Source organism: Curtobacterium sp. MCBA15_005, assembly GCF_001864855.1.
In the GTDB taxonomy this organism is placed as follows: Bacteria; Actinomycetota; Actinomycetes; order Actinomycetales; family Microbacteriaceae; genus Curtobacterium; species Curtobacterium flaccumfaciens.
The window spans coordinates 18,177-38,160 of the sequence record NZ_MJGL01000078.1 but is presented as its reverse complement, the minus strand read 5'-3'; the positions used below and the strand labels follow the sequence as shown (position 1 = coordinate 38,160).

The following is a 19,984-nucleotide window of genomic DNA, read 5'->3' as shown; positions in this document are numbered from 1 at the left end:
GTGTGGATGATGAGAATCCCCCGCGCGGCTGATCCGCTCGCCGCGCAGCCCACGTAGCGTCGCTGCCGTGAACTGGTTGATCTTCCTGGGGGCGGTGGCCGCCGTGGCCGTCGTGGTGTGGATCGCCGATCGCATGGGGTGGATCGACCTGTCGAACAAATCCCAGCGGAGCGGTGGATCCGGAGGCATGGTCGGGATGCTGGACGAGGTGTTCGCACCGACCCGGCACGAGACGCAAGCCGAGTACGAACGGCAGGCGCGCCTGCCGAAACAAGCCCCGTCACCGGCGGACGACGACCACGACCTGCTCAGCGGCAGCGTGCTCATCCGGGTGCCGACGGTGCGGAGCGCCGGGCGGCACGAGGCCCGCGTGGGGACGCACGACCGCTCGTACTGAGCGGACGGGCGCCGCGCTCGTCTGTGCGTCGCCCGCGTCAGCGCGTCGTGAGCTCCTGGTAGTCCGGGTGCCGCTCGATCCACGCGTGCACGTAGCTGCACTGCGCGACGACCCGGCGTGACGAACTCGCACGCACGTCGTCGAGGGCGTGCTGCACCAGGATCGACGCGTGCCCACCACCGCGGTGCTCGGGATCGACCTCGGTGTGCACGAAGCGGATCTCGTCGCCGTCGATCTCGTACGCCGCGAGGCCGATGACCTCGCCGTCCTCGATCAGGGAGTACTGCTGCTTGTCGGTGTCGTTGCGGACCTCGGGTGCTGCTGCCATGCACTCGACCGTACGCCGGGGCCTGGGCGTGCGGTGCGTGTTCGCTCGGTGCGGTGCGGTGCGGTGCGGTGCGGTGCGGTGCGGTGCGCGTCGAGCGTGCTCGCTCGGTGCGCGACAATGGGTCCGTGCGCAGGGGAGACGACCGAGGCCCGGACCGCGTCGTCCTCGGCGACGCCCTCGACGTGGTCCCCGCCTACCCGGACGGGTCCTTCACGCTGGTGTACCTCGACCCGCCGTTCAACACCGGCCGGTACCAGCGTCGGCACGCGACGTCCGCCGTGCCGAAGGCCGACGGTCCCGTGATGGGGTTCCACGGCCGGACCTACGAGCGGGTGCGCGGCGACCTGATGCGCTTCGACGACCGGTTCGAGGACTACTGGTCGTTCCTTGAACCCCGACTCATCGAGGCCTGGCGGCTGCTCGCCGCCGACGGCACGCTGTACCTGCACCTCGACTACCGCGAGTCGCACTACGCCAAGGTGCTGCTCGACGCGCTGTTCGGCCGTGAGTCGTTCCTGAACGAGATCGTGTGGGCCTACGACTTCGGTGCCAAGTCCAAGACGCGCTGGCCCACGAAACACGACACGATCCTGGTCTACGTGAAGGACCCGTCGCGGTACTGGTTCGACTCCGAGGCCGTCGACCGCGAGCCGTACATGGCGCCGGGTCTCGTCACCCCCGAGAAGCGCGAGCGCGGCAAGCTGCCCACCGACGTCTGGTGGCACACGATCGTCTCGCCGACCGGCCGCGAGAAGACCGGCTACCCCACGCAGAAGCCCGAGGGGGTGCTGCGGCGGATCGTGCAGGCGTCCTCACGCGAGGGGGACTGGGTGCTCGACTTCTTCGCGGGCAGCGGGACCACGGGCGCCGTGGCACAGGCCTTGGGGCGGCGGTACGTGCTGGTGGACGACAACCCTGCGGCGATCGACGTGATGCGGAAGCGGTTGCCGGGTGCGTCGTTCGAGGTGGCCGCAGCACCGGCGGCAGCGGCGGGGGACGCGGCGCCGGCGGTCTGAGGCGTGGGCAGGGTCCGGGACGGGAGTGTCCGCACATCGTCGTCGATGGGTAGGGTTGAGGCCTCGGCCGTCGATGAGCGGACGCGAGCATCACGGGGGCGATGTTGGGGACCATACCGTTCGACGAAAGCGCGGCGAACCGCCTGATCAAGGCGGCGACTGGAGCGGACATCACGTTGCTGTTCGCGGCTTCCGCCCGTCGATCAGCTGCCGAGGACGCTTCCACTGACTTCTCCGGCGCCTACGCTGACCGCTTCGCCGAAGCTGCGGTGGCCGAAGCCGCTGATCGTGTCCGCCTCGCCGGTGCGCTCGGTCGACTTGCGGACGCGGTGCAGGTCGTCATCGGTGAGGCCCAGCGAGAGCGCGAACGGCTGGCCGCCGTCGACGCCTGGCAGGGACGCGAGACCGCGCGTCAGCAGGCCGACGATGAACCGCTGGGGATCTTCGAGGTCAAGCCGACTCCGATGTTCGACCCGAAGCCCTCGGACATCCCGATCCGACCAACACCGATCTCGGCGTCGTTCTCCGCATCGGACCGTCCGCGAACGGCTGGCGGGTCGAGCATGGGTCGCAGTTCGGCGGACCCCGAGCGGCTCCGGACCTTCGTGGCGTCGGCGCGGGCCTCGGATCGCGGGTTCTCGGAGCATGCGGTGAAGCTGCGGACGGCATGGTCCGGCTTCACGAGCAACTGCTCCTGGGCAGAGGTGTCCAGTTCGACCCTGCTCCCGGGGTTCGACCGGTACCTGCAGGAGAACGCTTCCGATGCAGATTGGATCGAGCGGATAGCGTCCGCGTTCGAACGCGCCGGCGCAATCAGCACGCTCTCGAACTCCGTCCTCGACTTCGCTGCTGCTGCGACGATCCCCCCGTCGTTCCAGACCCTGCTCGCACCCGGGGCCACGCCGGCCGAGGTCGCGGCGACCTGGGCGGGTCTCGGCCTGACGAAGGCGAACGAGGTGGACCTCCTGGCGTTGCCGCCCGAGGTGCTCGCGATGCTCGGGAACCTCGAGGGGATCCCGTACTGGGCACGGAACACCGCGAACCAAGAGGTCCTCGACGACCGTCTCGCGCGCAAGAACCTCGATCCCGATGAGCGCGAAGCGCTGAGGAGCATCCGGGCCAGCTTGGGGGACAACCGGTTCCTCATTTCGTTGACGGGAGACGTCCCGCCCTTGGCCGCCGTCTCGATCGGAGACCTTGACACCGCGACCAACGTCACGTGGGCCGTTCCGGGGATGGGATCCAGTACTAAGACGATGACCGGTTGGGTACAAGCAGCGCAGAACGTCGCGGACGAGCAGGTCAAGGTGGACGGCCCGGGAAACCGTGCGGTGATCGCCTGGATGGGTTACGAGGCGCCTCCAGCGCCGCCTGATCTCGGTGTCTTCAACGAGGACGCGGCCGAGAGCGGTGGGGCGAAGCTGGCGGCATCGATCCGTGGGCTCGACGCCGTTCGTGCCGGCGACATGCCCCGGACGAACGTCCTGGCACACTCGTACGGCACCACGACGGCGTCGATCGGACTGACAGCACCCGGCGTCCACGTCGACTCGTTCACGTCGATCGCGTCTGCCGGCATCCCGCAGACCATCCCGACAGCGCAGGACATCCAGGCTGACCACGTCTACGCGGGGCAGGCCCAGGACACCTTCGTCGGCATTCCCGGGCTGGGCGACCAGTACGCCTACATCGGCAGAGGGTTCAGCGTGCCGTACCGGCTCGACCCGACGAACTCCAGCTTCGGCGCGGAGACCTTCGGCGCGGACGGCGCCGACGGCTTCGACCCGGTGAAGGACCACGGCGTGCACACCGCAAGCGGCAACGGCTACCTCGACCCGGGCACGGAGTCGCTGAGGAACGTGGCAAAGACGACGACCGGTCACGGCGACCGCGTGACGCCGGCAGGGTGACATGCTGGACGCTCGACGACCCAACGGAGAACCGACACCGATGACCGCCCTGAAGCAGTGGATCGCAGTCACCGTGACCACGATCGCGATCGTCGGCACGACTGCCGGCTGTTCTGGAGGACAGATGGAGAACCGACCGACCCAGGAGCCGGCCGATGCGAAGCGCAGCATCCAGCAGCTCGTCGACGACACGACCGATGCGCTCGGCGGGACGTGGACGGTCCAGGAAGGGCCGCGGCTCGGCACGTGTGAGGACGAGCGCGGCGTCGGTGAGGGTGTGAACTACACGTACATCAAGTCCCGTGCTGATCGCGGCGACGTCGAGCAGGGGATCCGGACGCTCGAGAAGCTGTGGGGCGAGCGCGGACTCGACACGAAGCGGTTCTCCGATGCCGACGCGTCCTACAGCGGCGTCGACGGCAGCGGGGACGGCGTGGCGAACATCGGGTTCCAGTCCTCCGACCTCGGCGGGGGCGACACGGTCAGTGGTACCTCGGCGTGCGCCGCCGGGGACTACGTCGAGATGCGCGAGCGAGAGCGCTCGTAGCCTCCGCACGGGATCGACGATGTCGATGTCGCACGACGTCGACGGTGTCGCTCCCGCGCGGCCGCAACAGTTGCACGCGCGCAGATGCGACGAGGTCGCTGTCGTACGACAGCGACCTCGTCGTTCGGCATCAGCGAGCGAGCGCCAGCGCCGACTACTCCGCGGAGTGCCGCCCGTGCGCGTGCGCGTCGTCAGCGTCCGGCCGGGAGGCGCGGCTCGCCTCCGCAGCATCGGCTCCGGCCCCGTGGGCGTCCGGCTCCACGACCGGGGCGGCGTGGGCAGCCCGGGTCCGGATGGCGCCGGTCGTCGTCGGGGGCTCGTCGACCGGCGCAGCCGCCGAGTGTGCACCGTGCGTCGTGGCGTTCGGCAGCGGCGCGCGGGTGTCGTCGACCCCGTGCGGCAGCACCGAGACGTCCGACGCCCCGGTGGCCCGGGCGGACCGAGGCTGCACGTCCGGCGACGTCGGCACGTCGGGCGAGGTCGGGACTTCGGCGGAGGACGACCCCGTCGGCACCGGGGCAGCTCCAGGTGCGGCGGCGGCAGCCGCTGCAGCGGCGCTCCCGTCCGACCCCGCACCGGCAGCCGTGCGTGCGGCATCGGCCTGCTCCTGCAGCGCCGAAGTCTTGCGGAGCGGCGGCACCCGGAAGAACCACGTCAGCACGAACGCGAGCAGGATCACCGCGAGGCCGACGTAGTAGACGCGGACGGCCGAGTCGCTGAACCCGACCAGGAACGGACGGCTCAGCCGGGGGTCCGCCCCGTTCAGGAACGACGTGTCGCTCGTCGCCGAGTCGGTGGACGAGCTCGCGGCCGAGTCGCCGCTCTTGAGCTGCTTGATGAGCGTCGGGGCGACCTGCTCGACGACGTTCTCCCGCTGCCCCTTGTCGGAGTAGTCGATCCGCAGCTTGCCGTCGACGACCGAGGCGTTCGCCTTCGTGGCCGCCGTCTCGAGCGCCTGCTGTTCGGCTGCGGGCTTGGCGTCGTCGACCTGCTGGGCGATGATCGTGTCCGCTGCGGCGGCCGGGACGGTCCCCGCGGCGACCTGCTGCTGCACCGCTGCCGTCACCTGCTTGGTCACGGCGGCGTCGGCGGCCTGCTTCGCCTGCGCGGTGCCCTGGTCGAGACCGTCCTGCACCTTCTTCTGCACCGGGTCGACGATCTTCGTCCAGATCTCGTCCATCACGCCCTGGTTCTTCGACGCGTTCGCGACCGAGGGCGTCATCGCGGCGTTCAGCGCGCTCTTCAGGTCGGACTCGTTCTGCATCGCGGCGCTGATGTTCGTCGGCATCAGGGTGAACAGCACGGAGAGCAGGACAGCGGTGCCCATCGTGCCGCCGATCTGGCGGAAGAACGTCGCGGCACTCGTGGCGACACCGATGTCCCGCGGTGACACCGAGTTCTGCGCGGCGAGGGTCAGCGTCTGCATGAGCTGCCCGAGTCCGAGACCGATGCCGAACATACCGAGCATCAGGAACCACAGGGGCCGGTCGGCGGTCAGGAACGTCAGGACCGTGAAGCCGATCGCCGTGAACGCCGTTCCGGTGATCGGGAAGACCTGGTAGTTGCCGGTCCGGGAGATGATCTGGCCGGAGGCGATCGACGAGATCATCAGGCCGAGCACCATCGGCAGCATGGCGAAGCCGGACTCGGTCGGGGTCACGCCCTTGACGATCTGCAGGTAGAGCGGGATCGTCAGCATCGCGCCGAACATGCCGAAGCCGACGAGCACGGACAGGATCGCGGACATCGAGAACACCCGCGATCCGAACAGCTTCATCGGCAGGATCGCATCGTCGCCCATGGCCCGCTCGACGATGATGAACGCGATCAGGCCGAGGGCGCCGATGGCGTAGCAGGCGAAGGCGGCGGGGGAGTCCCAACCCCACTCGCGGCCCTGCTCGGCGATGAGCAGCAGCGGTACGAGCGTGACGATGACGAGCGTCGCACCCCACCAGTCGATGCGGGGCTTGCCCCGGTCGCCGAACTTCGGCAGGTGCAGGAACGTCAGCACCATGAACAGGGCGATGATGCCGATCGGCACGTTGATCAGGAACACCCAACGCCAGCCGGCGATGAACAGCAGCTGGTCCGCGCCGGCGAAGACGCCGCCGACGAGCGGCCCGATGACGGACGAGATGCCGAAGACCGCCAGGAAGTAGCCCTGGTACTTCGCCCGCTCGCGTGGGGCGAGCATGTCGCCCATGATCGCCAGCGGCAGGGACATCAGACCACCGGCGCCCAGGCCCTGCAGCGCGCGGAACCCGGCGAGCATGAGCATCGAGTCGGAGAACGACGCCGCGAACGAACCGACGATGAAGATGCCGATCGCGGTGATGAAGAGCGGCCGGCGACCGAAGATGTCGGAGAGCTTGCCGTAGATCGGGGTCGTCACCGTCGACGCGATGAGGTACCCGGTCGTGACCCAGGCCTGCTGGTCGAGTCCGTGCAGGTCGTCACCGATGGTGCGGATCGCGGTGCCGACGATCGTCTGGTCGAGGGCACCGAGGAACATGCCGGCCATCAGGCCGTAGATCACCAACAGGATCTGTCGGTGGTTCATCACGACGTTGGACGCCGTGGTGGGGGCCGCGGGGGCGGTCGCCGTCTGGGTCATGAGCAGGGTCTCCCGGGGTACCGATGCGCTGGCAGAACGATTTTTGCGCTGCCTGCAAAGTTACAACTGCCGCAAGTGCTCGGTCGCACCGAGACGGCTTCCTGAGTGGATCGGCAGTCACGGTACGCCCAGTGGGCCCCGGTGGCACACGGCCTGGAGGCCCGGCTCGGTTCCGGCGGACGGGCTGCGGTGTCCGAGACCCGCAGCCCGTCCGACGAGGGCGCTACGCGCCCAGGGCTGCGTCGACGATCTCCTTGGCCTCGCGCTGCACCTGCTCGAGGTGCTCCTGCCCGACGAAGCTCTCCGCGTAGATCTTGTAGACGTCCTCGGTGCCCGACGGGCGCGCGGCGAACCACGCCTTGTCGGTGACGACCTTCACGCCGCCGACGGCTGCGTCGTTGCCCGGGGCCTTCGACAGCTTCGCGGTGATCGGGTCACCGGCCAGGGTGTCCGCGGTGATGGCGTCGCCGTCGAGCTTGCCGAGGCGGGCCTTCTGCTCCTTCGAGGCCGCGGCGTCGACGCGCTGGTAGACCGGGGCACCGAAGCGTTCGGTCAGCTCGGCGTAGAGCTGCGACGGGGTCTTGCCGGTGACGGCGACGATCTCGGACGCCAGGAGCGCCAGGATGATGCCGTCCTTGTCGGTGGTCCACGCGGTGCCGTCGGTGCGCAGGAACGACGCACCCGCGGATTCCTCGCCGCCGAAGGCCACGGAGCCGTCGATCAGGCCGGGGACGAACCACTTGAAGCCGACCGGGACCTCCCACAGGCGACGGCCCAGGGACTCGGCGACGCGGTCGATGATGCTCGACGACACCAGGGTCTTGCCGATCGCGGCGTCGTCGCGCCACTCGGGCCGGTGCGCGTAGAGGTACTCGATCGCGACCGCGAGGTAGTGGTTCGGGTTCATCAGTCCGCCGTCGGGCGTGACGATGCCGTGCCGGTCGGAGTCGGCGTCGTTACCCGTCAGCACGTCGAAGTCGTCCTTGCGCGCGAGGACCGAAGCCATCGCCGAGGGGCTCGACGGGTCCATCCGGATCTTGCCGTCCCAGTCGAGCGTCATGAACGCCCACGTGGGGTCGACCTCGGGGTTCACGACGGTCAGGTCGAGTCCGTAGTGGTCGCGGATGGCGTTCCAGTACGGCAGCGAGGCGCCACCGAGCGGGTCGGCACCGATCTTCACGCCGGCACGCTTGATCGCGGCGATGTCGATGATGTTCTCGAGGTCGGCGACGTACGTGTTCAGGAAGTCGTAGCGCTCGGGCGCGGCGTCCTCGGTGCGCTGCACCTCGGCGTTGCCGCCCTCGATGATCGCGTTCGCGCGGTTCGCGATCCAGCTCGTGGCGTCGCTGTCGGCGGGACCGCCGTGCGGCGGGTTGTACTTGAAGCCGCCGTCGCGGGGCGGGTTGTGGCTCGGCGTGATGACGATGCCGTCGGCCGTGTCCGGGTTGCCGGCGCGGTTGTAGCGGATGATCGCGTGGCTCAGCGCGGGCGTCGGCACGAAACCGTCCTGGCTGTCGGCGAGCACGCGCACGCCGTTGGCGGCGAGGACCTGCAGAGCGGTCTGCTCGGCGGGGGCCGAGAGCGCGTGGGTGTCGCGGCCGATGAAGAGCGGCCCGTCGGTGCCCTGGTCGCGGCGGTACTCCACGATCGCCTGCGTGATGGCGGCGATGTGGGTGTCGTTGAAGGCGGTGTCGAGCGACGACCCCCGGTGTCCGGACGTGCCGAACACGACCTTCTGCTCGGGGACCGAGACGTCGGGCACTCGGTCGTGGTAGGCGGCGAGGAGCTCGTCGAGGTCGACGAGGTCGTCTGCGGTCGCTGGGGTGCCGGCGCGGTCGTTCATGCGTCCATCCTGGCATCGGCCGCGCTGGCGCGTTCGGGGGAAGTGCACCGGAGGTCGGGGGAACGCGAGCGAGCGGCCGCCCAACCCGGGTTGAGGGGGGACACCCGGGGCGGGCGACCGCTCGCGGTCTGTGGAGGCAGGTGCCTCAGGCGGTGCGGAACGAACCCGTCGCCGTGCGGAACGAGCCGGTCACGGTGCGCGTCGAGGACGTCGCGGTGCCGGGACGGCGGAACTGCGTGTCGACGAAGCGACCGAGTGCTCGGCCGATGCCGGTGCCGGTGTAGCTGCCGACCGGGCTGCGGGTCGCGTCGCCCGTGAAGGCGCCGAGTTCGGTGCGGGTCTCGAGGCCGGTCACGTAGGCGCCGCCCAGGGGGTTCTGACGGTTCTGCATGGGTGCTCCTCGTCGTCGTGCCGAGGTCCGCAGGTCACCGAGCCGGCGACCGCGACGCCGTCGGCTGGATGACCACCACTCTACGCACTTGTCTTGCACGATGCAAAACAAGCGCGTGTCGGAGGCTCAGGCGAGCAGCTCGCAGAAGTTCCGGCCCTCGTCCGTCCAGCTCTGCCGCGGGACCATCCCGGCGTCCGCCGCGTGCCGGTGCAGGGCATCGAGGCCGACCTCGGCCCACGGGAAGCCGGCGCTCTCGTTGCCGTCGGCGTCCACCACCCGGGCGGTGTACACGCGGTCGGCCGCCGCTTCCGGGTTCGTCTCGACGATGACCCGGCCGCCGGCGCGCACGATCTCGCGGCAGCGTGCGAGCAGGGCCGTCGGGTCGCCGCCGATGCCGATGTTCCCGTCGATCACCAGCGCGGTGTCCCAGTGGCCCTCGTCGGGCACCGGGTCGAAGACGGAGCCCTGCAGGGCCGTGCCGCCGGCGCGCTGCGCGATGGCCACGGCCTCGGCGGAGACGTCCACGCCGAGCGCCGGGATGCCCCGGGACCGTGCGGCGACGAGCATCCGGCCCGGGCCGCAGCCGATGTCGATGACTCCGCCGTCGACGTCGTCGAGGAGCGAGCGGTCGACGCGGTCGGCGGCGGCGCTCCAACGGCCGACGTCCATCGTGGTGACGGCGTCGGGGCGGTCGGCATCGGTCAGGCGCAGGTGGCCGTCGGTGCGCAGGGCACGGGCGTACGGTTCGCCGCCGCCGGCGCCGAACGAGACGGGTGCGTGCATGGTCATCGGGTGCTCCCCACGGTCTCGGCACGGAGTGCCCGGGTGAAGTCGGACTCGGGAGCGAGGTCGGCGACCCGCTCGGCGTCCGGGATCGTGTCGACGTCGAGCAGCTCCCCGAGCACGCCCACGTCGAGTCCGGCATCGGTCAGGCGTGCGAGCTGCACGGCTCCGGTGTCGTCACGCGACATCGGGACGCCGCGCAGCAGGTCGCCGGTGGGCTGTCGCAGGTACAGCGACCAGAAGCCGCCGTCCTCGGCCGGGCCGAACCAGGCGTCACGGGCGGCGTCGTCGAACACCGGTGCGAGGTCCGCGGTGGACACCTGCGGGGTGTCCATGCCGACGAGCAGCAGTGGACCGTCGACGGCGTCGAACAGGAACCCGAGGCGCTCGTCCAGACCGCCACCGGGCTGGTCCAGCACCTCGAACCCCTCGGCCGAAGCCGGCACGACGTCGCCGTCGAAGAACAGGACCCGGCGGGCCGCGGGCAGTGCGCGGACGGTCGCCAGGGTGTCGGCGAGGCTCGCGGACGCGACGCGTGCGGCGCCCTCGGGCGAGAGCGCCGGCGTCAGCCGGGTCTTCACCTTGCCGGGCAGGCACTCCTTCGCCACGACGGCGACGGTGACGTCGGCGCGAGCAGCGTCGCTGGCATGGGTGGCGGTCACGAGCGGGCCTCCTCGACCACGGGGGTGGACTCGGCCGCCTGGCGGAGCGGCCCCGGTGCGACGACCCGGACACGGGCCTCCCGGCGGTACGCACGGAGCAGACGGGACATGTCCCGCACCGCGTTGATCGTGCCGCGGAGCGTTCCGGTGACCTTGCTGTCGCCGATGCGCTGCGCGTACCCGATGTCGGACTCGTCGACGCGCCAGCCGGCGGCGTGCGCGGCCAGGACCATCTCGAGCGGGTAGCCGCTGCGGCGGTCGCGCAGGTCGAGGGAGACGAGGTCCTCGCGGCGCATCACACGCATCGGGCCGAGGTCGCGCAGGCGGTAGCCGGTCGCGCGGTGCATGAGGACGGCGAGGACGCGGTTCGCGAACCGCGCGTGCGGGGCCCACGCGCCGCGGCCGGTCGGGACGCGACGGCCGAGTGCCAGGTCGACGCGGCCACTGGCCACGCGGTCGACCAGGGGCGGGAGCTCGGCGGGGTCCATCGAGGCGTCGGCGTCGCAGAACGCGACGAAGTCGGCGGTCGCCGCGGCGACCCCGGCGGCGCAGGCCGAACCGAACCCCTTGACGGGTTCCGTCACCACGAGGGCACCGTGGGCGCGGGCGACGTCGGCCGATCCGTCGGTCGATCCGTTGTCGACGACGATGGCCCGGTAACCCGTGGGGAGGCGCGCGATGACCTTCGGCAGGGCGTCCGCCTCGTCGAGGCACGGCAGGATCACGTCGACAGTCATGTCCGTCATTCGGTGCGGTCGGTCGGATCGACGGGTCTGTCCTGGCATGCACTCGACACAACACGACGACGCGCTGCGGGGTACAGGAAACTGCCGGGTCCTGGTCGTTCAGCGCGCTCGGCGCGCGTCCGGTCCCCAGAACGGGGGACAGGGTGCGCGCGTGGGTGCCGCGAGTGGTTGCGCAAGACGCCGTCGTGTCGTCGAGACGCCGCCGGATGCGGCGGCGTCTCACGCAGCAGGGGGCGTGGTGCCGACGCGACGGCGTCCTGCGGGGCCGTGGGGGGCGGGGAATTCGGACGGGAGGCACGGGGCGGGGCCGTCCCGGGCCTCCCGTCCGGTGGCTGGCCGTGCTCTCAGGCGTCGCTCGCGCCGACCGGCCCGCGAACGCGTTCCGGCTAGCGGACGGCGCTGCGGAGCGGTGCCGTCGCGAAGTCGCGCATGCCGGCCTCGAAGTCGACCTCGGCGTGCCAGCCGAGCTCGGCGGCGATGCGTGCCGAACTCGCGGTGACGTGGCGGACGTCACCCAGGCGGTACTCGCCCGTGACGACCGGCTGCGGGCCGTCGGGTCCGGCGATCGCGGCGGCCATGTCGCCGATGGTGTGCACGGTGCCGGAGCCGATGTTGTACGCGCGGAACGTGTCCGACGGCAGGTCGGCGGTCGCCGCGATGGAGGCGGCGTTCGCGCCGGCGACGTCGTCGACGTGCACGAAGTCGCGTCGCTGGGCGCCGTCCTCGAAGACCCGGGGTGCCTCGCCGCGGGCCAGCGCCGAGCGGAACAGGGACGCGACACCGGCGTAGGGGGTGTTCGCCGGCATGCCCGGCCCGTAGACGTTGTGGTAGCGGAGCGCGATCGCGCGGCCGCCCGTGGCACGGGCCCAACTGGAGGCGAGGTGCTCCTGCGCGACCTTCGTCTGCGCGTACACGTTGCGGGGGTCGAGCGCGGCGGACTCGTCGATCAGGCCGGGCAGCAGGGGCTGACCGTCGGGGCCGATGGGGTCGAAGCGGCCGGCGTCGAGGTCCTCGCGGCGGCGGGCCGGCGGACGGGTCGGCTCGCCGGAGGCGGTGGTGTACGCGCCCTCGCCGTAGACGACCATCGAGCTGGCGACGACGAGCCGGCCGATGTCGTGCCGGTCCATGCCGGCGAGGACGTGGGCGGTGCCGGCGTCGTTCGACGAGACGTAGTCGGGGGCGTCCTGGAAGTCCACGCCGAGGCCGACCTTGGCGGCCTGGTGGCACACGACGTCGATGCCGTCGAGGGCGGCGTCGAGGGCGACCCGGTCGCGGACGTCGCCGTGCACGAACGCGATGCCCTGCTGCTGGTGGGCACGGATGACCTCGGCGGGGTCGCCGTGCACGTCGTCGCGCAGGGAGTCGAGGACGCGGACCTCGTGGCCGTCGGCCAGGGCGCGGCGGACGATCGCGGAACCGATGAAGCCGGCGCCGCCGGTGACGAGGAGGCGGGTCATGCGGTGGGGCCCGTGGTGGCGGTGGCGGCGGGCTGGGCCTGCGTGGCGGTGGCACCTGCGGGCTGGGCCTGCATGATGCTGGCGCTCGCGCTGGTCGGCACGAGCTCGCGCGGGGTGAAGTCGGCGGGGATCGCGGCGACGATCTGGCCGATGGCGCGGACGATGACCTCGTTGGCGCGGGCGAGGCGTTCCATGACGAGGGCGTGGGTGACGACGGCGCCAGCGTCGTCGACGTCGGGACCGCTGGCGGCAGCTGCGGCCTCGTCCTCGGTCGGGGCCAGGCCGGCGTCGGCGTCGGTGACGAACGACAGGTTCACCGTGGCGATGCCGAGTTCGGCGGCCAGGGGGACCTCGGGCGTCATCGTCATGTTGATGGTGTGGCCGCCGGCCTGCCGGAGCCAGACGGACTCGGCGCGGGTGGAGAACCGGGGACCCTGGATGACGACGCACGTGCCGGTCGGACGGAACGGCACGTCGAGTCCGGCGACGGCGTCGATCGCCGCGCGGCGGAGCGTCGGGTCGAAGGGATCGGCGAAGGACAGGTGCTGCACGTCGTCCTCGAAGAACGTGTCGGCGCGGCCCCAGGTGCGGTCGATGAGCTGGTCCGTCACGACGAAGGTGCCCGGGGCGTAGTCGGGGTGCAGGCCGCCGACGGCGCTCGAGGACACGATCGCGCGGACGCCGAGCGAACGGAGCGCCCAGACGTTCGCACGGTGGTTGATGCGGTGCGGGGCGACGGAGTGCTCACGGCCGTGGCGGGTCAGGAACGCGACCCGTCGTCCGGCCATCCTGCCGATGCTGATCGGGCTCGACGTCGGGCCGAACGGGGTCGGGACGTCGAGCTCGTCGGCGGTGCCCTCCTCGAACAGCTGGTAGAGGCCGGAGCCTCCGATGACACCGATCGTCACGGCTTCGTCGTTCTCCACAGGTCCTCCGGTTGGTCGTCGGCGCGGGCTGCGCGCTGGATACGCTACTGACGGCGCCACCGGGCGAACCGGGAACGGCGCCACCAACCCCTGTTCGGAGGCACCTGTGCGAACGATCGGTCAGCACCGCGACGACCTGGCGGCGTTGCTCGCGCCGGTGGTGGCGGGCCTCGGAGCAGAAGAACTGCCGATCGACGAGCTCGTCGGCGCGGGGTTCGGGGCCGGGTTCGCACACCGCGTGCTCGCGGCCGCCGTCCTGTCGCCCGTTCCGCTGCCGCCCTTCGACAACAGCCAGATGGACGGGTTCGCGGTGCGGGTCGCCGAGGCGGGGCAGCAGATCCGGGTCGTCGAACCGATCCCCGCCGGCGTGGTGCCCGAACCGCTCGAGCCCGGCACGGCCGCGCCGATCATGACCGGTGCACGGATCCCGACCGGCGCCGACGCGGTGTTCCCGGTCGAGGCGACCGAGCCCGGCGCGTTCCCGGCGGCGCTCGAGCTGCCCCGGGTGACGGTGCCCGCCGACCTGACCGCCGGCACGTTCGTGCGGGTCACCGGCAGCGACCTGCCCGCCGGTGCCGAGCTCGCTCCGGCCGGTTCCGCGGTCACGCCGGCGCTGCTCGGGGCCCTGGCTGCTGCGGGGGTGACGACCGTGTCGGTGCGCCGACCGCTGCGGGTCCTCGTCGTGTCGACCGGCTCGGAGCTGCAGGGAGCCGACACGGATGCGGCGACCATCGGCGACGCGAACGGCATCGCGCTGCGGGCTGCCCTTGCCCAGGTCGGTGCGGACTCGCGGGCCGTCCGGGTGCCCGACGACGTCGTTGCCTTCGACCGGGCGATCGATGCAGCCGTGGGGGACTGGGCCGACCTCGTGCTGACCACCGGGGGCATCAGCGCCGGGGCGTACGAGGTCGTCCGACAGGCGCTCGAACCCCGCGGGCTCGCGGTGACGCCGGTCGCGATGCAACCCGGTGGGCCGCAGGCGTTCGGCAGCGTCGTGTTCGGAGACGGTCGCGCCGTACCGGTCGTGTCCTTCCCCGGCAACCCGGTGTCGGCGCTCGTCTCGTTCGAGGTGTTCCTGCGCCCCCTGCTCGCCGCCGCCGTCGGACTCGTGCCGGACCGCCCCACGCAGGTCCTGCCGGCGGCGTCCGCGGCCGGCTCACCCGTCGGCAAGCACCAGGTCCGTCGCGGCCGGGTGCAGGACGGGGCCGTGCACTTCGTCGGTGGGCCGAGTTCACACCTGCTCGTGCACTACGCCGCCGCCACCCACCTGGTGCACGTCCCCGTGGGGGTCGACACCGTCGAGGTCGGCGACCCCCTCACCGTCTGGAGCCTCCGATGACCGACCCGTCCGCCTCCGATCAGCTGTCGCACGTCCGCGCCGACGGCAGCGCGCACATGGTCGACGTCTCCGCGAAGGACGTCACCGACCGGTCGGCCACCGCCACCGCAACCGTCGTCACACGCCCCGACGTCGTCGCACGCATCCTCGACGGCTCGCTGCCCAAGGGCGAGGTCGTCGGCACCGCCCGGATCGCCGCGATCATGGCGGTGAAGAAGACCTCCGACCTGATCCCGCTGTGCCACCCGCTGCCGATCGCCGGCGTGCAGGTCGACATCACCGGCACCGACGACCGCGTGCTGATCGAGGTGTCGGTCCGCACGACCTCGCGCACCGGCGTCGAGATGGAAGCCCTGACCGGGGCGAGCGTCGCCGCCCTGACGGTGTACGACATGGTGAAGGCCGTCGACCGAGCGGCCGTGATCACGGACGTGCGCGTGCTCGAGAAGCACGGCGGGCGCTCCGGGGACTGGAGCCACCGATGACCGCCGAGCCGACCAGGGGCCGGGCCGCCGTCGTCGTGGTGTCCACGCAGGCCGCCGCCGACCCCGCACTCGACCGCACCGGACCCGTCATCGTCGACTGGCTGCGCGACCGCGGGTTCACGACGAGCGACCCGATCATCGTCCCCGACGGCGGCGCGATCACCGAGACCGTCACCGCCGAACTCCTGGCCGACGCACGGGTCGTCATCACCACCGGTGGCACCGGGGTCACCCCGACCGACCGGACCCCCGAGGCGGTGGCGGGGCTGATCGACCTCGAACTACCCGGCATCGCCGAGGAGATCCGCCGACGCGGACTCGCGGGTGCCGGCCCCACCGCGCTGCTCACCCGCGGCGTCGCCGGGGTCACGAACGCCGGGTGCCTGCTCGTCACCCTGCCCGGGTCGCGCGGCGGGGTGTCCGACGGGCTCGCCGTGCTCGACGGTGTGCTCGACCACGTCGTCGCCCAGGTGCACGGCGAGGGCCACGCCCCGCGGAGCGCCTCGTGAACAGCACCGAGGCCACCGCACGGGTCGTGCTGGCCGACGTCGTCGACCGCGACATCAGCGTCGACGAGGTCGCAGCCGTGGTGGCCACCGAGCAGGACGGCGCCGTGGTGACCTTCGCCGGCATCGTCCGTGACCACGACGGTGGCAAGGGCGTCACGGCGCTCGACTACGAGCGGCACCCCAGCGCCGGCGACGTCATCACCGAGGTCGCCCGGACCATCGCCGCGGACCACCCCGACGTCCGGATCGCCGTGCTGCACCGCGTCGGGGCACTCGGCATCGGGGACGTCGCGCTCGCCGCAGCGGTGTCGTCGTCGCACCGGGCTCAGGCGTTCGCCGCATGTGGTGCGCTGGTCGACCTGGTGAAGGAGCGCGTGCCGATCTGGAAGCACCAGCGGTTCGCCGACGGGACGGACGAGTGGGTCGCGGCGCTGTGACCGGCCCCCACCCTGTGCACCTTCGCAACCGGGACGCTCGTTCGGGGCATGGTGAGACTCCAAGCGGATCCATAGAATCGCGAACATGAGCGTCTTGCTGCCCGGGATCACCGTCATCCTGCTGGTCTTCGCCCTGATCGACATCCTGACGAAGACGGATGACCAGATCCGCGGCCTGCCGAAGATCGCGTGGGTGATCCTCGTGATCCTGGTCCCGGTCGTCGGCAGCATCGTCTGGTTCGCCATCGGCCACGACTGGGCTCCGGGCGAACGGAACCACGGTCGCTACATCGAGCCGACCCGCCACGAGGACCGGTACGCCACCCTCGGCGATGCCCGCAGTGCGCACGGCGCCAAGCGCGTGACCGGCACGGAGCAGGAGCTCGCCGAGCTCGAGCGCGAGATCGAGTACTGGGAGGCGCAGGCCCGCCTGAAGCGTGCAAAGGAGGCCGCGGGCGAAGGCGACGCGGCCCCCGCGAGCTGACCCGGGCCTCCAGGCCGTCGCACCGACGCGCCAAGCGCCGCCTCGCCGACGCACCGTGCGCAGTCTGTCGGCTGGTGCGAGGTTACGCGCTCCGTGTGCCGCTACGGGTTCGCACCGAGTGGGCAACCTCGCACCACTCGAACAAGCGCGCACCGTGCGACCAGAGCTGGCCGAACACCCGAACCACCCGCCCCGCACCCACCACCCCGCCGCGCCACCTACCCTTGACGCGTGGCACATCTCCTCGGCGCCGAGAACCTGCATCTCGAGTTCCCCACCAAGGTCGTCTTCGACAACGTCACCCTCGGCATCGACGAGGGTGACCGGATCGGCGTCGTCGGCCGGAACGGCGACGGCAAGTCGACCCTCCTCGCACTGCTGTCCCAGCGCCTCGAGCCGGACGGCGGCCGCGTCACGCACCGCCGCGGGCTGACCATCGGCTACCTGGACCAGCGCGACATCCTGCCCGAGGGCGCGACCGTCGGCAGCACCGTCGTCGGCGACCTCGAGGAGCACGAGTGGGCCGGTGACCCGAAGATCCGCGACATCATCGGCGGTCTGGTCTCGGACATCCCGTGGGACGTCAGCGTCGACGAGCTGTCCGGTGGGCAGCGTCGCCGTGTGGCCCTCGCGCGGCTGCTGGTCGGCGACTGGGACGTCCTGTTCCTGGACGAGCCGACCAACCACCTGGACGTCGAGGGCATCGAGTGGCTCGCCGGGCACATCAACCGCCGCTGGTCGTCGAACCAGGGCGGCATGGTCGTCGTGACGCACGACCGGTGGTTCCTCGACGCGGTGTCGACCGACACGTGGGAGGTCCACGACGGCGTCGTCGATCCCTTCGAAGGTGGCTACGCCGCGTACATCCTGCAGCGCGTCGAGCGTGACCGGCAGGCCGCCACGATCGAGCAGCGCCGCCAGAACCTGGCCCGCAAGGAGCTCGCGTGGCTCCGCCGCGGTGCCCCGGCCCGCACGAGCAAGCCGAAGTTCCGCATCGACGCGGCGAACGCCCTGATCGACGACGTCCCGCCGATCCGCGACACGGTCGCGCTGTCCCGGACGGCGACCGCGCGCCTCGGCAAGGACGTCGTCGACCTGCTCGACGTGAGCGTCTCGTTCGACGGCACACAGATCCTCGACCGAATCGAGTGGCGCATCGCACCGGGGGAGCGGACCGGCATCCTCGGCCCGAACGGCGCCGGCAAGTCCACGCTCCTCAACCTGGTCTCCGGCCGGCTGCAGCCGACGAGCGGGCGGGTGAAGACCGGCAAGACGGTGCAGGTCGCGGTGCTCGACCAGCAGCTCGCCGACCTGCAGCAGTTCGCCGACGACCGCGTGCGCGAGGTCGTGGCCCGCAAGAAGACGAGCTACGTCGCCGACGGCAAGGAGATGACGCCGTCGCAGCTGCTCGAGCGGCTCGGCTTCACCTCGGAGCAGCTCTCCACGCCGGTCAAGGACCTGTCCGGTGGGCAGAAGCGGCGCCTGCAGCTCATGCTCATCCTGCTCGACGAGCCGAACGTGCTGATCCTCGACGAGCCCACCAACGACCTCGACACCGACATGCTCGCCGCCATGGAGGACCTGCTCGACACCTGGCCCGGCACCCTGCTGGTCGTCAGCCACGACCGGTACCTGCTCGAGCGCGTCACCGACCAGCAGTACGCCGTGCTCGGCGGGCACCTGCGCCACCTGCCCGGCGGCGTCGACGAGTACATGCGTCTGCGCGAGGCCGGAACCGGTGGCGGGACCGCCTCTGCGGCTGCCGCCGCGTCTGCCGGGAGGCCCGACACCGTCGGCGGGACCGGCTCGGCCGGTGCCGTGGCCGGGTCCAAGGCCGCCGGTGCGTCCGCCCTGTCGGGAGCGGACCGGCGGACGGCCGAGAAGGAGATGTCTGCGCTCGACCGCAAGATCGCGAAGGTCGGCGCGGACCGCAAGAAGCTGCTCGACCAGTTCGCGACGCACGACCAGTCCGACTACGCCGGACTCGGCGAACTGCAGGCGAAGCTCGGTGCGCTCGAGGCCGAGGTCGAGCAGCTCGAGGAGCGCTGGCTCGAGGTCGCGGAGCTGCTCGGGGTCTGAGGCGGTCTACTCGACGGACGCGGGGTCGCTCGCGTCCTGGCTGCTGTCCGTCGGTGTGGCGTCCTCGGGGGCCCCGCCGCCGGGGTTCGCCACGACCTCCCACAGGTGGCCGTCCGGGTCCTGGAAGAAGCCGGACCACATGCCCCACGGGCGCGTGTACGGCGGTTCGGGCATCGTGGCGCCCGCTGCCTGTGCTCGCTCGAGGAACGCCTCCGCCTCTGCCTGGCTGCCCGTGAAGTGCCCGATCGTGCTGCTCGGTGCCGTGGCCAGCTGCACGCCGGAGTCCTTCGCCATGTCGTCACGGCCGTAGACGCTGATGATCAGCCCGTCGTCGAGGGTGAACATCGCCGTGGTGCCGCCGGCCTGCGTCTCGGTGGCGGGGTACTCGGTCCCGATGACGCCGCTGCCCTCGATGCCGAGCAGGGCGCGGTAGAACTCGGCCGATCGAGCGACGTCGGCGACGGCGAGGGTGATGGCGTGCATGCGCCGCACGATACGCCGGGGCCGCTCGGCCCGTGTCACGCTGTCGGTCAGTCCCCGAGGCCCAGGATGAGCCGGCGGAGCAGCCCGGCCAACTGGCCCTGCTCGTCGGCGGAGACCCCGGACAGGATGTCCCGCTCGGCGGCCAGCAGGTCTGCGATCGCCGCGTCCACCGCCACCCGGCCCTTGCCCGTCAGCGAGACGAGGATGCCGCGGCCGTCCTTCGGGTCGGTCCGTCGCCCCACGAAGCCGCGGGCCGCCAGGCGGTCCACCCGGTTCGTCATCGTGCCGCTCGACACCAGGGTCTGCTGCAGCAGGGTCTTCGGGCTCAGCTCGTACGGCTCACCCGCCCGCCGCAGGGCCGACAGGACGTCGAACTCCCACGGTTCCATGTCGCTCGCGTCGAACGCCGTCCGCCGGGCGCGGTCCAGGTGCCGGGCGAGCCGGTCCACGCGGGACAGGACCTCGAGCGGGCCGAAGTCGAGGTCGGCACGCTCACGACCCCACGCCGCGACGATGCGATCGACCTCGTCCTCATGCGGCATCCCTCC

21 protein-coding genes and 1 pseudogene are annotated in these 19,984 nt (G+C 71.5%); 11 read left to right on the top strand and 11 right to left on the bottom strand.

The genetic code is table 11. The features are described from left to right. The first annotated feature begins 67 nt into the window (after nucleotides 1-67). A complete protein-coding gene (locus BIU89_RS16065) occupies nucleotides 68-397 on the top strand; it encodes a hypothetical protein (RefSeq protein WP_051596634.1) in 330 nt (109 codons plus the stop codon). A gap of 37 nt (nucleotides 398-434) precedes the next feature. Here the strand turns inward: BIU89_RS16065 and BIU89_RS16060 are convergent, their stop codons facing one another. Further along, nucleotides 435-725: a GNAT family N-acetyltransferase gene (locus tag BIU89_RS16060; protein ID WP_027465074.1), complete on the bottom strand. Its 291-nt coding sequence runs from the start codon at nucleotides 723-725 to the stop codon at nucleotides 435-437. Between the two features lie 125 nt (nucleotides 726-850). Between BIU89_RS16060 and BIU89_RS16055 the strand changes: the two genes are divergently transcribed. The 3 genes from BIU89_RS16055 (at nucleotide 851) to BIU89_RS16045 (ending at nucleotide 4,198) form a co-directional block, all read left to right on the top strand. After that, a complete protein-coding gene (locus BIU89_RS16055) occupies nucleotides 851-1,741 on the top strand; it encodes a DNA-methyltransferase (protein WP_139179287.1) in 891 nt (296 codons plus the stop codon). 101 nt (nucleotides 1,742-1,842) lie between these two features. Continuing rightward, nucleotides 1,843-3,651: an alpha/beta hydrolase gene (locus tag BIU89_RS16050; protein ID WP_071248256.1), complete on the top strand. Its 1,809-nt coding sequence runs from the start codon at nucleotides 1,843-1,845 to the stop codon at nucleotides 3,649-3,651. 40 nt (nucleotides 3,652-3,691) lie between these two features. Beyond that, the gene (locus BIU89_RS16045; RefSeq protein ID WP_071248253.1) at nucleotides 3,692-4,198 is read left to right on the top strand and encodes a hypothetical protein; all 507 of its coding nucleotides are present in this window, start codon (nucleotides 3,692-3,694) and stop codon (nucleotides 4,196-4,198) included. 154 nt (nucleotides 4,199-4,352) lie between these two features. On the opposite strand, the gene BIU89_RS16040 is transcribed toward BIU89_RS16045, so the two are convergent. The 8 genes from BIU89_RS16040 to BIU89_RS16005 form a co-directional block, all read right to left on the bottom strand. Next, a complete protein-coding gene (locus BIU89_RS16040) occupies nucleotides 4,353-6,812 on the bottom strand; it encodes an MDR family MFS transporter (protein WP_071248250.1) in 2,460 nt (819 codons plus the stop codon). A 223-nt stretch (nucleotides 6,813-7,035) separates the two neighbouring features. Continuing rightward, nucleotides 7,036-8,655, bottom strand: a complete 1,620-nt coding sequence (gene pgm, locus BIU89_RS16035) for a phosphoglucomutase (alpha-D-glucose-1,6-bisphosphate-dependent) (protein ID WP_071248247.1) — start codon at nucleotides 8,653-8,655, stop codon at nucleotides 7,036-7,038. Between the two features lie 145 nt (nucleotides 8,656-8,800). After that, on the bottom strand, nucleotides 8,801-9,046 hold the full coding sequence (locus tag BIU89_RS16030; RefSeq protein ID WP_027465079.1) for a hypothetical protein: 246 nt from the start codon (nucleotides 9,044-9,046) through the stop codon (nucleotides 8,801-8,803). 126 nt (nucleotides 9,047-9,172) lie between these two features. Then, nucleotides 9,173-9,835: a class I SAM-dependent methyltransferase gene (locus BIU89_RS16025; RefSeq protein WP_071248244.1), complete on the bottom strand. Its 663-nt coding sequence runs from the start codon at nucleotides 9,833-9,835 to the stop codon at nucleotides 9,173-9,175. Then, nucleotides 9,832-10,491 (bottom strand): TIGR04282 family arsenosugar biosynthesis glycosyltransferase, encoded by a 660-nt coding sequence (locus tag BIU89_RS16020; protein ID WP_071248241.1) that lies wholly within the window; start codon nucleotides 10,489-10,491, stop codon nucleotides 9,832-9,834. The genes BIU89_RS16025 and BIU89_RS16020 overlap by 4 nt, the downstream gene beginning before the upstream one ends. After that, nucleotides 10,488-11,237, bottom strand: coding sequence for a glycosyltransferase family 2 protein (locus tag BIU89_RS16015; protein ID WP_027465082.1), 750 nt, complete (start codon nucleotides 11,235-11,237; stop codon nucleotides 10,488-10,490). Before BIU89_RS16015 ends, BIU89_RS16020 begins: the two co-directional genes overlap by 4 nt. Before the next feature lie 386 nt (nucleotides 11,238-11,623). Next, nucleotides 11,624-12,694, bottom strand: a complete 1,071-nt coding sequence (locus tag BIU89_RS16010) for an NAD-dependent epimerase/dehydratase family protein (RefSeq protein WP_071248238.1) — start codon at nucleotides 12,692-12,694, stop codon at nucleotides 11,624-11,626. Next, nucleotides 12,691-13,620, bottom strand: a complete 930-nt coding sequence (locus tag BIU89_RS16005) for an MTAP family purine nucleoside phosphorylase (protein WP_071248235.1) — start codon at nucleotides 13,618-13,620, stop codon at nucleotides 12,691-12,693. Before BIU89_RS16005 ends, BIU89_RS16010 begins: the two co-directional genes overlap by 4 nt. Before the next feature lie 106 nt (nucleotides 13,621-13,726). On the opposite strand from BIU89_RS16005, the gene BIU89_RS16000 reads away from it, so the two are divergent. From BIU89_RS16000 to BIU89_RS15975, 7 genes and pseudogenes are all read left to right on the top strand, one after another. Further along, nucleotides 13,727-14,959, top strand: a complete 1,233-nt coding sequence (locus BIU89_RS16000) for a molybdopterin molybdotransferase MoeA (RefSeq protein WP_071248233.1) — start codon at nucleotides 13,727-13,729, stop codon at nucleotides 14,957-14,959. Beyond that, nucleotides 14,956-15,444 carry a cyclic pyranopterin monophosphate synthase MoaC gene (moaC, locus tag BIU89_RS15995; protein ID WP_071248230.1) on the top strand — a complete coding sequence of 163 codons (489 nt, stop codon included), beginning with the start codon at nucleotides 14,956-14,958 and terminating at the stop codon, nucleotides 15,442-15,444. The genes BIU89_RS16000 and moaC overlap by 4 nt, the downstream gene beginning before the upstream one ends. Further along, nucleotides 15,441-15,953, top strand: coding sequence for a MogA/MoaB family molybdenum cofactor biosynthesis protein (locus BIU89_RS15990; protein WP_071248228.1), 513 nt, complete (start codon nucleotides 15,441-15,443; stop codon nucleotides 15,951-15,953). Before moaC ends, BIU89_RS15990 begins: the two co-directional genes overlap by 4 nt. Then, complete coding sequence (locus tag BIU89_RS15985) at nucleotides 15,950-16,390, top strand: molybdenum cofactor biosynthesis protein MoaE (RefSeq protein ID WP_071248225.1); 441 nt, start codon at nucleotides 15,950-15,952, stop codon at nucleotides 16,388-16,390. The genes BIU89_RS15990 and BIU89_RS15985 overlap by 4 nt, the downstream gene beginning before the upstream one ends. Before the next feature lie 85 nt (nucleotides 16,391-16,475). Beyond that, nucleotides 16,476-16,874, top strand: coding sequence for a PLDc N-terminal domain-containing protein (locus BIU89_RS15980; RefSeq protein ID WP_051596635.1), 399 nt, complete (start codon nucleotides 16,476-16,478; stop codon nucleotides 16,872-16,874). 231 nt (nucleotides 16,875-17,105) lie between these two features. Beyond that, nucleotides 17,106-17,574: pseudogene (locus BIU89_RS19190) on the top strand (ATP-binding cassette domain-containing protein); the annotation flags it as partial. 56 nt (nucleotides 17,575-17,630) lie between these two features. Continuing rightward, entirely contained in the window at nucleotides 17,631-18,953 is a 1,323-nt protein-coding gene (locus BIU89_RS15975; RefSeq protein ID WP_412163250.1) for an ABC-F family ATP-binding cassette domain-containing protein, read from the top strand. Between the two features lie 6 nt (nucleotides 18,954-18,959). Here BIU89_RS15975 and BIU89_RS15970 read toward each other — a convergent pair whose 3' ends face one another. Continuing rightward, a complete protein-coding gene (locus tag BIU89_RS15970; RefSeq protein ID WP_071248218.1) occupies nucleotides 18,960-19,436 on the bottom strand; it encodes a VOC family protein in 477 nt (158 codons plus the stop codon). 47 nt (nucleotides 19,437-19,483) lie between these two features. Continuing rightward, on the bottom strand, nucleotides 19,484-19,978 hold the full coding sequence (locus BIU89_RS15965) for a MarR family winged helix-turn-helix transcriptional regulator (RefSeq protein WP_027465090.1): 495 nt from the start codon (nucleotides 19,976-19,978) through the stop codon (nucleotides 19,484-19,486). Between the last annotated feature and the right edge of the window lie 6 nt (nucleotides 19,979-19,984).

Excerpts from the sequence above, each read along its gene's own strand:
- BIU89_RS16060 (WP_027465074.1), bottom strand. The coding sequence starts at position 725 with ATGGCAGCAGCACCCGAGGTCCGCAACGACACCGACAAGCAGCAGTAC.
- BIU89_RS16050 (WP_071248256.1), top strand. The coding sequence starts at position 1,843 with ATGTTGGGGACCATACCGTTCGACGAAAGCGCGGCGAACCGCCTGATC.
- BIU89_RS16045 (WP_071248253.1), top strand. The coding sequence starts at position 3,692 with ATGACCGCCCTGAAGCAGTGGATCGCAGTCACCGTGACCACGATCGCG.
- BIU89_RS16040 (WP_071248250.1), bottom strand. The coding sequence starts at position 6,812 with ATGACCCAGACGGCGACCGCCCCCGCGGCCCCCACCACGGCGTCCAAC.
- pgm (WP_071248247.1), bottom strand. The coding sequence starts at position 8,655 with ATGAACGACCGCGCCGGCACCCCAGCGACCGCAGACGACCTCGTCGAC.
- BIU89_RS16030 (WP_027465079.1), bottom strand. The coding sequence starts at position 9,046 with ATGCAGAACCGTCAGAACCCCCTGGGCGGCGCCTACGTGACCGGCCTC.
- BIU89_RS16025 (WP_071248244.1), bottom strand. The coding sequence starts at position 9,835 with ATGACCATGCACGCACCCGTCTCGTTCGGCGCCGGCGGCGGCGAACCG.
- BIU89_RS16015 (WP_027465082.1), bottom strand. The coding sequence starts at position 11,237 with ATGACGGACATGACTGTCGACGTGATCCTGCCGTGCCTCGACGAGGCG.
- BIU89_RS16010 (WP_071248238.1), bottom strand. The coding sequence starts at position 12,694 with ATGACCCGCCTCCTCGTCACCGGCGGCGCCGGCTTCATCGGTTCCGCG.
- moaC (WP_071248230.1), top strand. The coding sequence starts at position 14,956 with ATGACCGACCCGTCCGCCTCCGATCAGCTGTCGCACGTCCGCGCCGAC.
- BIU89_RS15990 (WP_071248228.1), top strand. The coding sequence starts at position 15,441 with ATGACCGCCGAGCCGACCAGGGGCCGGGCCGCCGTCGTCGTGGTGTCC.
- BIU89_RS15980 (WP_051596635.1), top strand. The coding sequence starts at position 16,476 with ATGAGCGTCTTGCTGCCCGGGATCACCGTCATCCTGCTGGTCTTCGCC.
- BIU89_RS15975 (WP_412163250.1), top strand. The coding sequence starts at position 17,631 with ATGGTCGTCGTGACGCACGACCGGTGGTTCCTCGACGCGGTGTCGACC.
- BIU89_RS15970 (WP_071248218.1), bottom strand. The coding sequence starts at position 19,436 with ATGCACGCCATCACCCTCGCCGTCGCCGACGTCGCTCGATCGGCCGAG.
- BIU89_RS15965 (WP_027465090.1), bottom strand. The coding sequence starts at position 19,978 with ATGCCGCATGAGGACGAGGTCGATCGCATCGTCGCGGCGTGGGGTCGT.